This window comes from Lishizhenia sp. (genome assembly GCF_057456495.1).
The window spans coordinates 1-14978 of record NZ_JBVCPV010000062.1; the positions used below are offsets into that span (position 1 = coordinate 1).

At 36.4% G+C, this 14978-nt stretch carries 18 protein-coding genes; 15 read left to right on the forward strand and 3 right to left on the reverse strand.

Annotated features, from left to right (window positions below; all coding sequences use genetic code 11):
* Nucleotides 1–8 precede the first annotated feature (8 nt).
* Both AC22ZQ_RS06275 and hutU read left to right on the forward strand, forming a co-directional pair.
* The gene (locus AC22ZQ_RS06275; protein ID WP_413468674.1) at nt 9–161 is read left to right on the forward strand and encodes a T9SS type B sorting domain-containing protein; all 153 of its coding nucleotides are present in this window, start codon (nt 9–11) and stop codon (nt 159–161) included.
* Between the two features lie 144 nt (nt 162–305).
* A complete protein-coding gene (gene hutU / locus AC22ZQ_RS06280; protein ID WP_318957929.1) occupies nt 306–2300 on the forward strand; it encodes a urocanate hydratase in 1995 nt (664 codons plus the stop codon).
* A 53-nt stretch (nt 2301–2353) separates the two neighbouring features.
* Here hutU and AC22ZQ_RS06285 read toward each other — a convergent pair whose 3' ends face one another.
* Nucleotides 2354–3244 (reverse strand): LysR substrate-binding domain-containing protein, encoded by an 891-nt coding sequence (locus AC22ZQ_RS06285; RefSeq protein WP_318957930.1) that lies wholly within the window; start codon nt 3242–3244, stop codon nt 2354–2356.
* 108 nt (nt 3245–3352) lie between these two features.
* Here AC22ZQ_RS06285 and AC22ZQ_RS06290 point away from each other — a divergent pair, with 108 nt between their 5' ends.
* Nucleotides 3353–3979 carry a LysE family translocator gene (locus AC22ZQ_RS06290; RefSeq protein ID WP_318957931.1) on the forward strand — a complete coding sequence of 209 codons (627 nt, stop codon included), beginning with the start codon at nt 3353–3355 and terminating at the stop codon, nt 3977–3979.
* A 539-nt stretch (nt 3980–4518) separates the two neighbouring features.
* Here AC22ZQ_RS06290 and AC22ZQ_RS06295 read toward each other — a convergent pair.
* Together AC22ZQ_RS06295 and rlmF are read right to left on the reverse strand one after the other, a co-directional pair.
* Nucleotides 4519–4944 carry a hypothetical protein gene (locus tag AC22ZQ_RS06295; RefSeq protein WP_318957932.1) on the reverse strand — a complete coding sequence of 142 codons (426 nt, stop codon included), beginning with the start codon at nt 4942–4944 and terminating at the stop codon, nt 4519–4521.
* Between the two features lie 35 nt (nt 4945–4979).
* The gene (gene rlmF / locus AC22ZQ_RS06300; protein WP_318957933.1) at nt 4980–5927 is read right to left on the reverse strand and encodes a 23S rRNA (adenine(1618)-N(6))-methyltransferase RlmF; all 948 of its coding nucleotides are present in this window, start codon (nt 5925–5927) and stop codon (nt 4980–4982) included.
* 296 nt (nt 5928–6223) lie between these two features.
* On the opposite strand from rlmF, the gene AC22ZQ_RS06305 reads away from it, so the two are divergent.
* The 12 genes from AC22ZQ_RS06305 to AC22ZQ_RS06360 form a co-directional block, all read left to right on the forward strand.
* On the forward strand, nt 6224–6562 hold the full coding sequence (locus AC22ZQ_RS06305) for a DUF2853 family protein (RefSeq protein WP_318957934.1): 339 nt from the start codon (nt 6224–6226) through the stop codon (nt 6560–6562).
* Between the two features lie 363 nt (nt 6563–6925).
* Entirely contained in the window at nt 6926–8329 is a 1404-nt protein-coding gene (gene lpdA, locus AC22ZQ_RS06310) for a dihydrolipoyl dehydrogenase (RefSeq protein WP_318957935.1), read from the forward strand.
* Nucleotides 8330–8431: 102 nt separating this feature from the next.
* The gene (locus AC22ZQ_RS06315; protein ID WP_318957936.1) at nt 8432–8941 is read left to right on the forward strand and encodes a hypothetical protein; all 510 of its coding nucleotides are present in this window, start codon (nt 8432–8434) and stop codon (nt 8939–8941) included.
* A gap of 19 nt (nt 8942–8960) precedes the next feature.
* On the forward strand, nt 8961–9506 hold the full coding sequence (locus AC22ZQ_RS06320) for a glycosyl-4,4'-diaponeurosporenoate acyltransferase CrtO family protein (RefSeq protein WP_318957937.1): 546 nt from the start codon (nt 8961–8963) through the stop codon (nt 9504–9506).
* Nucleotides 9507–9654: 148 nt separating this feature from the next.
* Nucleotides 9655–9873: a YgaP family membrane protein gene (locus tag AC22ZQ_RS06325; RefSeq protein WP_318957938.1), complete on the forward strand. Its 219-nt coding sequence runs from the start codon at nt 9655–9657 to the stop codon at nt 9871–9873.
* A 49-nt stretch (nt 9874–9922) separates the two neighbouring features.
* Nucleotides 9923–10270, forward strand: a complete 348-nt coding sequence (locus AC22ZQ_RS06330) for a VOC family protein (protein ID WP_318957939.1) — start codon at nt 9923–9925, stop codon at nt 10268–10270.
* A 130-nt stretch (nt 10271–10400) separates the two neighbouring features.
* Nucleotides 10401–10853 (forward strand): hypothetical protein, encoded by a 453-nt coding sequence (locus tag AC22ZQ_RS06335; RefSeq protein ID WP_318957940.1) that lies wholly within the window; start codon nt 10401–10403, stop codon nt 10851–10853.
* A 34-nt stretch (nt 10854–10887) separates the two neighbouring features.
* The gene (locus tag AC22ZQ_RS06340) at nt 10888–11355 is read left to right on the forward strand and encodes a TspO/MBR family protein (protein ID WP_318957941.1); all 468 of its coding nucleotides are present in this window, start codon (nt 10888–10890) and stop codon (nt 11353–11355) included.
* A 48-nt stretch (nt 11356–11403) separates the two neighbouring features.
* Nucleotides 11404–12207, forward strand: coding sequence for a class I SAM-dependent methyltransferase (locus AC22ZQ_RS06345; protein WP_318957942.1), 804 nt, complete (start codon nt 11404–11406; stop codon nt 12205–12207).
* A gap of 72 nt (nt 12208–12279) precedes the next feature.
* Nucleotides 12280–13209: an alpha/beta fold hydrolase family protein gene (locus tag AC22ZQ_RS06350; protein WP_318957943.1), complete on the forward strand. Its 930-nt coding sequence runs from the start codon at nt 12280–12282 to the stop codon at nt 13207–13209.
* A complete protein-coding gene (locus AC22ZQ_RS06355) occupies nt 13202–14044 on the forward strand; it encodes a metallophosphoesterase (RefSeq protein WP_318957944.1) in 843 nt (280 codons plus the stop codon). The genes AC22ZQ_RS06350 and AC22ZQ_RS06355 overlap by 8 nt, the downstream gene beginning before the upstream one ends.
* Before the next feature lie 184 nt (nt 14045–14228).
* On the forward strand, nt 14229–14978 hold a 750-nt coding region (locus AC22ZQ_RS06360; protein ID WP_318957945.1), incomplete at its 3' end, for a hypothetical protein.

Genomic DNA, 14978 nt, shown 5'->3' on the forward strand with positions numbered 1-14978 from the left:
GAGAAGTAATTTGGAAAAGCTTCGATTTAGATACGCAATGGGATGGTACTTACAATGGTAAACAAGTTCCAACAGGTGTTTATACTTGGACATTCAAAGCAAGAAATAAACAAGATGATTCTAAGTTTACGAAAACAGGATACGTGCAAGTTATGCGTTAATGTTTGATTTATTTTATAATGAAAAATCCCGGCTGAACAAGTCGGGATTTTTTGTGTTTTTAACAGATCTAAGCATTAACTTATTATTTTTGTACAACTCCTAAAAATAAAGGGAGGCATAGAAATTAAAGAAAGACTAAAAACATGACGTTAGAAGAATTTCAAAAAGATATCCAGGAAGGAATACCTAGTGTGGTTCCTCCTAAAAAAGAATACGAAAAGGACATTAATCATGCACCTATCCGTAAAAAGATTTTAAGCAAAGAAGAAGAGAAACTTGCGCTTAAAAATGCATTGCGTTACTTCCCGAAAGATCAGCACGCTGAATTGATTGAAGATTTTAAGGAAGAGCTAGAGAAATATGGTCGTATCTATATGTTGAGATACAGACCAGATTACAAGATGTACGCACGTCCAATTGACGAGTACCCAGGAAAATCATTACAAGCGAAAGCTATCATGTTAATGATACAAAACAACTTGGATTACGCTGTTGCGCAACACCCACATGAGTTAATTACTTATGGTGGAAATGGTGCGGTTTTCCAAAACTGGATTCAGTATCGTTTAACGATGAAGTACTTGTCTGAAATGACAGATGAGCAAACCTTGGCAATGTATTCAGGTCACCCTATGGGATTATTTCCTTCGCATAAAGATGCGCCAAGAGTAGTGGTTACCAATGGTATGATGATTCCTAATTATTCTCAACCAGATGACTGGGAGAAATTTAATGCTTTAGGTGTTACGCAGTATGGACAAATGACGGCTGGTTCTTACATGTACATTGGACCACAAGGTATTGTTCACGGAACTACAATTACTGTATTAAATGCAGGTCGTAAAGTAGCCAAAGATGGTGAAGGTTTGGCAGGAAAACTTTTCCTAACAGCTGGTTTATGTGGTATGTCTGGAGCACAGCCTAAAGCGGGTAACATTGCTGGTTGTATTACAGTTTGTGCTGAAATCAATGAAAAAGCAACGCACACACGTCACTCACAAGGATGGGTAGACGAGGTAATTACTGATTTGGATGAATTGGTAACGCGTGTAAATAAAGCTAAAGCAGATAAGGAAGTTGTTTCTATTGCTTACCAAGGAAATATTGTAGATGTTTGGGAGAAGTTTGATGAAGCTGGTGTTTATGTTGACTTAGGTTCGGATCAAACATCTTTACACAATCCATGGGCAGGTGGTTATTATCCGGTTGGATTGACGTTAGAAGAGTCGAACGACATGATGGCAAATGATCCTGAGCAGTTTAAAAAAGAAGTGCAAGCTACCTTAGTAAGACATGCCAATGCTGTGAACAAACACACGGCAAAAGGAACTTACTTCTTTGATTATGGAAATGCATTCTTGTTAGAAGCATCTAGAGCTGGAGCTGATATTATGGCAGAGAATGGTATTGATTTTAGATACCCTTCTTATGTACAAGATATCATGGGGCCTATGTGTTTTGATTTCGGATTTGGTCCATTTAGATGGGTGTGTGCATCAGGTAAGCCAGAAGATTTACAGAAAACGGATGAGATCGCTTGTCAAGTGCTGGAAGAATTGAGAAAGGAAAGTCCAGCAGAGATTCAACAGCAAATGGCAGATAATATTCAGTGGATCAAAGGAGCGCAAGAGAACAAGTTGGTTGTAGGTTCTCAAGCACGTATTTTATATGCAGATGCTGAAGGAAGAATGAAAATAGCAGAAGCCTTTAACAATGCAATCGCTGCAGGTGAGATAGGACCAGTTGTATTAGGTCGTGACCACCACGATGTATCTGGAACAGATTCTCCATACAGAGAAACATCTAATATTAACGATGGATCTCGCTTTACTGCTGATATGGCGATTCAGAATGTTATCGGTGATGGATTTAGAGGTGCAACATGGATTTCTATACACAACGGTGGTGGTGTAGGATGGGGAGAAGTTATCAACGGTGGTTTTGGTATGCTTCTCGACGGTTCATCTGAAGCAGATAGACGTTTGAAAATGATGTTACACTGGGATGTTAACAACGGTATTGCTCGTAGAAACTGGGCAAGAAACGAAGGTGCAATTTTCGCGATTCAACGTGCTATGGAAAAAGAACCTTTATTGAAGGTTACTTTACCAAATATGGTAGATGAAGACTTGTTGTAAAAACAAGATTTAAGATAAAGCAAAGGTCTCCAGTTTTGGGGACCTTTTTTTTGTTATTGACCTACCGTAAATCCTTCACTTAGAAAATCTACAATGTAGAGTATGTTTTTAAGAATAGGACTTTTATCATCCTTCCTATAATTCACAAATAAATCGATTTCTTGTTTCATGTCAATAAAGCGAATACCAGGCATATTAGACATTTGAAAAGATTTTGGGAGGATAGATACACCCAGGTTTTTGGAAACTAAACCTAAGATCATAGAACCAAAGTCAGATTCTATACTTACATGAGGGTCAAACTCAGCATCATTAAAGAGTTGTCTTAAAAGACTGGAGTAAAAAGTGGTGTAATGTAGTCCTGACATAATGAAGTTTTCATCCTTCAATTGAGCGAGATGGGTGAAATTCTCAGCGGTTAACCAATGTTTTTCAGGAACTACAATGCAAATATTTTCTTTGTATAACTGTTTGTATTGTACGGCAGGATTACGCACAGCTTCTCTACTAAACGCCAGGTCTATGGTATAGTTGAGTAGTAAGTTTCCATGGTTTTGATCCGTAGGTTCCATTAAATCCATCTTTAATTGCGGTAAACTGTTGGAAATCCTTCCTAATACTGCAGGTAAAAAGCTAAACGAGATGGAACCCGGATAACAGATGTTAATATAACCTGTTGCGCCTTCATCAATTTTCTTTGCGTGGAGATGCGTTCTATCAATTTCATCTATCAAGACTTCCCATTTGTCTTTTAAAAACCTTCCTGCTTCTGTGAGTTTTACATTGCGTTTGTTGCGCTCAAAAAGTTCAACGCCCAGTTCGTGTTCCAAGGCTTTTATTCTTCTACTTAAGGATGATTGAGTGATGTAGACCTTTTCTGAGGTACGCCAAAAGTGTAATTCTTTGGCTAAAATGAGGAAGTATCTTATCTGTTGAATATCCATTAATGTGAAAATTGCATTAGTAGTGCCAATATCGACATTTTTTAGAAGAATAATAGTCTTTTTTTTTGTACCGTGAATTGAAAGTCAATTCTATTTATTAATCCTTTAATGAAATATATCATGGGAATAGAGAGTGTTTTAGCATTTTTAAGTGTTGCTGTTTTATTTATAATGACTCCAGGTATTGATACGTTTTATGTATTAAATAATACTTTGTTGCGTGGAAAATCTGCCGGACTTCAATCGGGGTTAGGGGTGAATGTGGCCATGTTTATACAAATTATTGTTTTGGGGTTGGTCTTTAGTTTTGCTATTGCTCAGTTTGATTTTGTGCTGCAAGTAATTAAAATAGCGGGTGCAGTTTACCTAAGTATTTTGGGAGGTAAACTCATTTTGAAATCAACAAAAGCTGAGGGAGATGTTAGAAATGAGAAAGTAAGCAATGCTTTTTGGGGTGGTATGTTAACCAATTTTTTAAATCCGAAAGCGGCTTTATTTATTGTAGCTTTCTTTCCTCAGTTCATTGAGAGGGAAAGTATAACAAGTCCTTTTTCTTACATCAATTTAGGAATATTATACACGTTAACAGGGATATTGTGGTTTACGCTCTTGGCTTTATTGGGAGCTAAGTTACACCACTTCTATAATAAGCAAACAAAAGGCAAGGCTGTGTTTCAGCATTTCGCGGGATTGCTGTTTATTTTTTTTGGCTTTTTAATGTTGGTAATAACTTAAGGAGTAAACTATAACTCATCATGAAAAACAAGTCTTTAATGAGGCTTGTTTTTTTGTTTTAACTCTAATCTGGATAGATACATCTTGTACCTTTGATCATGAGATTTTTTTTCATCTTCGCGAAACTTCCATTGAGCATTATGTTGTTTTGAATAATGCAGAAATCTTTCAAATTCCCATTGAGTAGAATTTAAACGAATGCGAATCAAATTTTTGTATTTTTCTTTTATTGAAACGGTGTTATGTGGTGTTCTATACGTTTCTTCAGGAACATAGAATATAATGTTCTTATAAGAAAATGTGAGAATTTTCTTATGGTTTAGGAGGTTTGATAAAACGATGAGATTGTTGTCTATATAAATCTTGGAGTAACTAAGAATTGAATATTTGATGAGCAATAGAACAATGATGAATATCGTAAATATTATAGGATAGAAAAAAGGAGTGTTTAAAGTTGAGAAAACTAAAAAGACCCCAAATACCACAAAAGTTAAGGTAACTACAACCTTTTCTAGTGTGTTTCTTTTTGTTAGTTTCAATTATTCTATAATTCTAACATAAATTCCTCCATTTCCCTTTTCTCCCACATAAATGGTGTCTTTATGGTGAAAATGAACATCTAGTTCTTTATTGGTGCTTTCACCGTAAATAGAAAATAGGGGACCTGCTATTTTCTTTTCTGTTAGTTTGAAGTCTTTATTAGAGTAACGCTTTATTTTCTTAATAAATAAGTCTCCGTCATCCATAAAGAGTTTTACGTATTTATTGTTATTTACTTTAATAACCCTTCCCGTATAGTTTTTTAAGGAGTCTTCTGTGATTTCTATCTCCAAACTATCTAAAATCCCTCTTTTTGCGAGTCTCCATTTCCCTTTGAATTGATTCTTGGCGGCTTTTTGAAAACTATCAGTATTGCAGGAAATTAGAATTGCGGAAAGGAAAAGGATAGTGGTAAATGTTTTCATGATTAAATTTTTAGTATAAAGAAAGCGGTTTTAGTTTATTTCCAACGCTTAACTCTCCAATTTTGTTGTTCTTCTTTATTAAGAAAGGTCCAAGCAACGATGCGAGTAGATTTATTTCCCGTGCCCATTTCTATGGTTTTGATGTCTGTAGCATGGAAGCGTTCCAGTGCTTTGTACATTCCCTTTAGGTTGGATTGTTTAGAAACTAAAGAAGTGAACCAAAAACAGGTCTTTCCAAACTTCTTACTTTCCTTAATCATTTTATGTAAGAACTTGTTTTCCCCTCCTTCGGTTATCAATTCATTGCTTATTCCGGCAAAATTCAACAAAGGATCTTTTTGTGCTTTACCTCCGAGGTTTTTTACTTTACGTTCACTTCCTTTTTTGGCGTCTTCTGCAGAGGCGTGAAAAGGTGGGTTACACATGGTTATATCTACATGTTCGTTTTTGTCGATAATACCGTAAAATATGTCTTTCGGATTATGTTGCAGAACCAGGTTTACTTTAGGAGCAATTTCCGGGTTGTTATCCATGATGTTCTGGGCACTAAATAAAGAGTGCTCCGAGATGTCAGCTCCTATGAAATTCCAATTGTATTCGCTAACACCTAGTAAAGGATAGATGCAATTGGCACCAACCCCTATGTCTAACACTACAACTTTATCTCCATCAGGAAGTTTACCGTAATTACTTTCTTTTAACAGATCGGCTAAATAATGGATGTAATCTGCTCTACCAGGAATAGGTGGACACAAGTTTCTATCCGGGAAATCCCAATATTGTATACCGTAATAATGTTTAAGTAAAGCTTGATTTAAAAGTTTTACAGCTTTCGGATTGGAGAAATCAATAGATTTTTGCCCTAACTTATTTGGTTTGATGTGTGCGTTAAGTTCTGGTAAAACCTTTATTAAAGCTTCCAAATCATACCTTTCGTTGTTTTTATTATTGGGGTGTAATCTTGCTGTTTTCTCTTTTGCCATGTGATTGCCTTTGTTACAAAGATAGCAGCATTCAACAAGAAGTGTTTGTAATGATAAAATTCGTGAAAAGAAAAATTGAATACGCTAAATGTAGCGGATGTTAACGGTGTGATTAGTTGATTTTTCGCTTATGCTTTGATTATCAATTTTTAAATAGAGATTAAACATAGTGATTAGTTGTAGGCCCTTCATTTACGGGTGTTTAGAATGAAATTAAATTAGATGATAGCAAGTTGTAGGCATTGAATTTTTATTATTTTCATAAGACCTATTAATAATAAATTACAACTAAAATTATGAGTAAAAGAAGTGACTTGATCAACAAGTATCACCAAGAAATGAACACACTAAACATTTCTTTCGACGCAGCATTATTTGAAAAAGTAGTTATCGGCTGCGGACCTGCAATTTTCACCAGAGATTCTGAAACAGTTTCTGCGAGTAGTGAAACCGAAATTAATACCGTTCGTCAAAATTTCTTGATTAAAAAGTTAGGATTGGCAGATACTCCTGAATTGGATAAGGCCATTGACGAAGTGATTGAAAAGTTTGGTAGATCTAACAAGAATAAATACAGAGCTATCTTCTACTATTTGTTAGTAGAGAAGTTTAAGAAAGCTTCGGTTTACGCATAAGTTTACATTGCACAAAGAAAAGCCGTTTCCGAAAGGAGCGGTTTTTTTATGCGTTGAAATGTAGAGAAGAGTGCTTTGATCATGGATTTTCCAATTGTGCATTAAAGTTCAGCCAGGGGGTGCAGTGGCAGCTACCCATAGGGGAGGGCTAGTAAAAGTTGCGAAAAGTATACGACCAACGGAAGTGTGCTTGCCGCATTACTATTGCTTGCCATGGCCTTTGGGTACTACAACGGAAAACCCGTTAAGGATGCCTTAAAAAAGACAAAGCCATAGAAATAGAAAATTGTGTAGTATTTATCTTTAAAAATGGGGGGAAACTTGCCACGAAATTCTAAATTTGCAGTAATCAATTAAATTGACATGAGTAAATACGACGTTACAATAATAGGATCAGGTCCTGGAGGATATGTTGCAGCAATTAGATGTGCGCAATTGGGTATGAAAACAGCTATCATAGAGAAGTACGATACATTAGGTGGTACTTGTTTGAACGTAGGTTGTATTCCTTCAAAGGCATTATTAGATTCTTCTGAGCATTACCACAATGCTACACATACTTTCGAAGAACACGGAATTAAGGTAGATAACGTGGTTGCTGACATCAATCAGATGATAGCGCGTAAAGACAAAGTGGTTGAACAAACATGTAATGGAGTAAAGTTCTTGATGGACAAAAACAACATTGATGTACACCACGGAGTTGGATCTTTTGTAGATAAAAACACGATTAAGGTTACAGATAAAGACGGTAAGGAAACTACTTTGGAAACAAAGAATACAATTATCGCTACTGGATCTAAGCCTAACTATTTCCCAGGAATGGAGCCAGACAAGAAGCGTATTATTACGTCTACAGAAGCTTTGGCATTGAAAGAAATTCCTAAAGACATCATCGTTATCGGTGGAGGTGTAATCGGATTGGAATTAGGATCTGTTTACGCACGTTTAGGTTCTAAAGTGCAGGTGGTAGAATTTGCGAAATCTATCATTCCTACTATGGACGGAACGATGGGGAAAGAGTTAACAAAAGTGTTGAAGAAATTGAAAATGAAATTCAACATGGAGCACCGTGTACAATCTGTTGAAAATACAGGTGACCGTGTGAAAGTTACTGCTTTAAATAAAAAAGGTGAAGAGGTTGTTTTAGAAGCAGATTACTGTTTAGTATCTGTAGGTAGAAAGCCTTACACGGAAGGATTAGGATTAGAAAACGTTGGTATTGCTGTAAATGACAGAGGTCAGATAGAAACAGACAATCACTTGAAAACAAACGTTGATGGTATTTACGCGATTGGAGATGTTGTAAAAGGAGCAATGTTGGCACACAAGGCGGAAGAAGAAGGAACATTCGTTGCTGAGCACTTGGCTGGTCAAATTCCTCACATTAACTACGACTTGATTCCTGGAGTTGTGTACACATGGCCAGAAGTTGCTGCTGTTGGTAAAACAGAAGAGCAATTGAAAGAAGCGGGTGTAGCATACAAAACAGGTTCTTTCCCAATCAAAGCATTGGGTAGAGCAAGAGCGAGTATGGATATCCAAGGATTGGTGAAAATTTTGGCTGATAAAGAAACAGACGAGATTTTAGGAATGCACATTATTGGTGCACGAGCGGCTGATTTAATTATGGAAGGTGTAACGGCTATGGAGTACAGAGCTTCTGCTGAGGATATCGCGAGAATTTCTCACCCTCACCCAACATACAGTGAAGCTGTAAAAGAAGCGGCAATGGCTGCTACAGAAGATAGAGCGATGCACATTTAAGATGTGATACTATATTTAAAAGAGGTCTCCCGCAACGGAGGCCTTTTTTTGTGGGTAGACTTTTGTATATTGGAAGGATGGTAGGGATTAAACACTGATACTATGACAACAAAAAAAACATATCACTTGGTACTCTTTGTACTTTTAAGTCTAATAGCTATACCGGCAGCATCTGGATTATTAACCGGGAATTACCTTTGGTATTCGGCACTCAACATTAAAGGCATACAACTGTTTTTAATTTTTGTAATTCTATTTTTTGAGTTTCGATTAGCAGAAAAAAAATGGTTGCAAATCTTAATTGGAGTATTGGGTGGAGCAGTTGTTTTGGGATATATTTTTAAACTGATGCATTGGCAAGGTACCAAGGAAATCTTTTTACTCGGCGCGCTTTTGTTTCCCATACCCGTACTGATAAAAGGAGTGGTGAACAAAGGGAGAGGGCTTCTCGAGTTTGTCGTTTCATTGTATATATCAGCGCATGCTACCTACATGATTTATCCTTCTTTGGATGGTGTTTGGAAAATTGATGCGGGTGTGTTATTTGCAGCTTGGGCGGCAAGTGCATTGCTCTTTTTCTGGGGGATGTTGAAGAAAGACAGGGCCTATTAATAAACAATGAGGGTTAAGTTTGATTAAAAAAATATTCTTTTCAGCATTGTCCATTTTTCTTTGCATCCAAAGCTATGATTTGTTTTGGTTTTTATGGAGTAGGGATGAAATGTCTTGGTTAGCCTTGGTTATTTGCGCTTTCTTATTGAACCTTTTTGTTTCAGGAGTCTTTGCATTTCTATCGTTTGCTTATCCGATTTCCAAGTTGTTTACGAATACCTTTTATACCAATGTTAAAGCGACCAGAATAGAGCTGTTGTATAAACGGTTGGGAGTGAAATATTTCAAAATCCTTTTAATGTTATTTTATTGGGGAAGGACCAAACACAGAAAAGAGTTCTTCTCCGGTGGCAAGGGTGGAATTGCCGCTTTAGACTTTAGAAGTAAACAAGCTGAAATTGGTCATTTCCTGCCTTTTGTAGTTCTTCTTTTGATGGCTGTTTTCTTGTTTGTTCATGGGGATATAAGCTTGAGCATCTTCATTTTTGTCTTTAATCTTGTGGGTAATTTTTTCCCCATTCTCTTACAACGAAAACTCAGAGTGAGGCTTCAATTTTTAAGGTAAAATATAGTATAACTTTTGTTAGTATTGATTATCTCAAAGGGATGGAACGAAAATGTCTCGTTTGGATATTCTCAAGAGAATTATTGATAAATGTCAATTTTACCCCTTTTGAATAGTCTACCTTTATATAAACATTAAATCATTGGCTATGAAAAAGAATTTGGGTAAAATAGATAGAAATGTAAGAATCATTATTGCTGCAATTATTGTTGGAGCTGCTTATTTGGAGGTGATTACAGGTGTTCTAGAAGTTGTTTTATTAATATTGGCTGGTATTTTCCTTGTAACAAGTGTTATCAGTTTTTGTCCTTTATATGCGGCTTTTAAAATCAGTTCACGCAAAAAAAAGGATAAGGTGGTCCAATAAAATTTGTCATTTTCAACACTAAAACCTCTCTACTTCTTATCTTGCCTCTATGAAAAGTTTAGAAGCGAGTAGGGTAAATATTATGGTCAATGACATGGATCATTCCGTGAAATTCTATACAGAAACTCTGGGGTTAGAACTCCTTAACCGTTGGGGAAATCATTATGCAGAAATACAAGCTGCAGACTTAACTTTAGCTTTACACGAAAAGAACAAAGGACATCAGGTAGGTACGACATGTTCCATTGGTTTTGGTGTGCGTTCATTTGATGATGAGGTAGCGGTTTTACAATCGAAAGGGATTGCTGTTTCCGTGGAGCAAGATGCGTATGTTCGCTTGGCACATTTTCAAGATCCAGACGGGCATCCTCTTTTTCTGGCCGAAAGAAATAAATAGTGGAAGTGTAACTTTTTGATTTTCTTTTGGTTATTTTTAAGTATCCTTAAAGTCATTAACCATGAAAACAAATCGTCTGCTTATTTTATGTTTATTTTTTGTCGTTTCTACCACGTCTCAAGCTTAGCTTTTGAGTTCAGGGTGGCAAAGAAATAATCATTTTTTAGATTTTGAACTAAATGATGGCTATGTTGACGCCGGAGGAATAGGATACACCTATGTACACAGGTTTTTATGTAGATCTTACTTTGGGGTGCGCGGTGGTGCTTTTGTACATCAGAATGAAAATAATTTTCCGCATTCTGGTACACCAATTTCTACGAGTCTCGAAGCTGTAGCTATTTTTCATTTGTTGGGTCCATTAAATGTGCAAGTAAATTATGGAAGAGCGCGCTATAGTTTTTTAGAAAATGAAGGGATAGATTTTACACCACCTTACATGAGATTGCAGCTGGAGGCGAACGTTATTCTTGGTCGTAAAGTGATGCTGAAATACGGGTATAATTTTTATGGTTCTATCAAAGAAATCCGAGAAAATGATTGGCCGTATAAGGTGTTTGTTGGACTAGGTATTCGCTTGTAATTAAATATTTATTATCATTTATTGTTAGCCTTATATGAAGTTTAATATTCTCACATTTGTAGTTTTTTTAGTAATCAATTTTGGAGCACTTGCCATAGGTGGATTGTTTACATCTTCCGGTGTTGATTCGGATTGGTATGCAGCGTTAAATAAAGCACCATGGACACCTCCCGGGTGGTTCTTTGGAGTGGCTTGGACCACCATTATGATTTGTTTTAGTTTCTATATGATGCGTCTTTGGGATACCGCGGATAATAAGCAACAAGTCCTTTGGGTATTTGCCTTACAAGTATTGCTAAATATTGGATGGAACCCTGTCTTTTTTTACTTCAAAGAAGAAGTTATGGGATTGCTAATTATAAGTGCGTTAACGCTTGTCATAAGTTTCTTTCTCTTTAATTACCTCAAACCACTAGGAGTTTGGTCCTTGTTTATTGTACCTTATTTTCTGTGGATAATCACTGCAACCTCGCTCAATGCCTACATTGTTTGGGCGAATTAATTCTCAGATTTTTAAGTATCTTTTTGGCTCATTATTAAAGGATGCTAAATGAAACCCGAAGAAAATTATCTAGCCATCAATAAAGACAACTGGAATCAACGCGTAGCTGCTCACCTTACATCAGAGTTTTACGATCATGAAAATTTTAAAAAGGGAAAATCTTCCTTAAATGATATTGAGCTAGAGTTATTCGAAGATTTAAAAGGGAAGAAGGTGTTGCATTTGCAATGTCACTTTGGTCAAGATACCATTTCCTTAGCTCGTTTAGGAGCAAGCGCGGTAGGTGTGGATTTGTCGGACGAAGCCATTAAGGTAGCTAAAGATTTAGCTCTAGAATTAGAGGTGGACGCGCAATTTATTTGCAGTGATATTTATGACCTACCCCATCATCTCGATCAAAAGTTCGACGTAGTTTTTACCTCTTACGGAACCATAGGTTGGCTGCCAGATATGAAGAAATGGGCTACCATCATACAGCATTTTTTAAAACCAGGTGGTCGATTATACTTTGTGGAATTCCACCCCGTAGTTTGGATGTTTGATTACGATTTTAAAGAGGTCGCTTATAATTATTTTAATCAGGAAGCCATAATTGAAAAGCAAGAAGGTACCTATGCTGACGTAAAAGCTGAAATAGAAGCATCAGCTATTTCGTGGAATCACCCTATAAGTGATGTGGTGAACAATTTAATCCAAGCAGGTTTGGAAATAGAGCTGTTGAATGAGTACGATTATTCTCCTTACAACTGCTTTAAACATACCCTGAAAATTTCAGATAGAAAATATAGAATCATTCACATGGGGAATAAGTTGCCTATGGTTTATGCAATAAAGGCGGTTAAAAAATCCTAAAACCTTCCCTCATCAAGGAAAATCATTTGTTCCCCTTTTAACTCTTGCTTAGTTTTAAAGAAAATTCCAACCATGAAGTTTTCCTTACTACTGTTAATATTCATTCATCTCACAGTTTTTGCGCAACAAGAAATCTATGTGTACAAAAATCCACAAGATAGTACGCGGAATGCTTATTTGAAAATAATACCAGAAACGGATTCGATTAAAGGAATTGTAGTAAGAGACTTTACACGTTTACCCGATACCTCAAAGTCTTCTCCATATCATTTTCAAGATTTATGTTCAGAAAATGGGGTGTTGACGCTTTACACTTCTACCACCGTTACTTTTCCAGAGTTATTTGTAGAAGATTCCGTAATGCAAGAATTGGATGATATCATTGCTGAAGTTGTAGAGGATCATCAAATACCTCAGCAAAACATTTTTATGGGAGGTATTTCTGCAAGCGGAACAAGAGCTTTGCGCTACACTGCTTACTGTGCCCAAGGCAAATCGAAAAATGGAATTCAGATTAAAGGAGCTTTTGCAGTAGATTCCCCTTTAGACCTTACGCGCTTTTATACTTCAATAGAACGAAATAAAGATAATTTCTTGTCAGGGATGAAATGGGAGGGAGATTACATGGAAGATTTTTTTCTTGAGCTTTTCAAAGGTGATATACATTCCAATGCCAAGGCTTACGAAAATGCTTCTGTTTATGCGCAACATAAGGAGGAAGGAGGAAATGCGGTTGCCTTGAAAAATACTTCCTTAATTCTTTTTCATGAACCAGATATTGATTGGTGGCTCAAAGAAAGGGGCTGTTCTTACTTTGATATTAACTCTTTCGACATTGCAGCATTTGTTTTGGAATTACGAGCCCAGGGAAATGAAGATGTGGCTTTAGTTACAACTACTGGCAAAGGATTCGATAGGAAAGGGAATAGGAAACCTCATTCTTGGACTATTGTTGATGAGCAACTATTACTAAACTGGATAATAGAAAGAATAGATGAATAGAAGAAAGTTTTTAAAACGCAGTTTTTGGAGTGCTGTAGGTGTAGGATTGGCGAGTAGTCTTTATGCCTGGCAAGTAGAACCTTTTTGGTTGGAGTATGTAAGGCTGAAAATGCCGATTAAGAACTTACCTAATCATTTGGTGGGCAAAACATTGATGCAAATTAGCGATATACATGTTGGAGAGCGATTTGATTATCAATACATCATTGATTCTTTCAAAGAAGCTCAAGCTTATAAGCCTGATTTTGTAGTGTACACGGGTGATTTTGTTTCCTATGAGGATGAAACTCAATTTCAACAATTAAGGGAAGTGATGGAACATGCCGTAAAGGGAAGTATAGCTACACTAGGTATTTTTGGTAATCATGATTATGGCCATGGATGGGCCATGCAAGAAGTTGCTGATGAAATAGCTAACATCAACGAGGAAGCTGGAATAACCATGCTTAAAAATGAGCAAGCAGAGTACGAAGGTCTAAACTTTATTGGTTTTGATGATTATTGGGCCCTTAATTTTGATGGAGCGTCGCTGATGAAAATCTATAATGCACAAAAGGCCAATGTTGTTTTATGTCACAACCCTGATGTATGTGACTTACCCCTTTGGAATAATTATCAAGGTTGGATTTTGGCGGGACATACCCATGGAGGACAGTGTAAAGCTCCTTTCTTACCACCACCGATGTTGCCGGTTAAAAACACGAGGTATAGTGCCGGAGAAATAGATCTGTATGACGGCCGAACATTGTACATCAATCGTGCCCTAGGACATCTCTGGCAAGTGCGTTTTAATGTAAGGCCAGAAATCACAATTTTTGAATTAACGCAAGATTAGAAAATGGTAAGGCGTATGTTAAGAACTCAACGCTTTTAAGGTCAATTATGCAGTTTATTGGGTTTTTATGGTGATTCATCCAATATTTTAGAGCTACTTTTTTTATGCATATATATTTGGAGAAACACTATTTACTATGAACTTACTAGGCTCAACAAAATCTAATGTCGTGCAATTATGTTGCATGTTAACCTTCATTCTAGGTATTCAATTTACAGGATGGTCTCAAAATCAGGAAGCGAACTTGTTAGAATTTAGTCCATCCTCCTTATTATTGGGAGAATGGAAGTTGGTTGGGGTGCAAAATGATTTTAAATCATATTACGTAACAAGTAAGCCACAAGATGTTCGCAAAGAGGACGAGTTAGTTATTAATTTTTCGAAAGACGAAATGCTTAAGAGAAAAGGTGAACAAGAAACCACCTTTACTTATGAAGTTCTCAAAGATAGTTTGAACCATAAGATTTTATTGAAAGAGGGAGAAAAGGAGTACAGTTATTCCCTAATCGAAGTCAATCATTTCTCCTTAACCATTAGTTCTGAGGTTGAAATTTCTACAGGCTTAGATAATACAACTGAAACTGTTTATTATACCTACCTAAGGGTGGAGAGTGAATATTCTCAGTTGAAAGATATTTTAGGGACCTGGAGGATTTGTTCGGATAGTGTTATTGAGGATTTTTCTTCGGGTTCAACACAGGTATATCGCTTTTATAAAACAGAGTTAGATAATTGTGAAGGCGTGAGTAAAATGGATTTAGAAATTACCAATTCTGGTTTTCAATTACTGCAAAATGTATCCCTTGCTAACGAGAAAAGTTACAAGTTTATCAGTTCTAATTTATTGGTTAATTTAGACAAAAATCTAATTTATTTTAAGCTGAATAAAGGATTGGTTTTCGATATCGTTACCCTCACAAATGAAGTGTTAGAA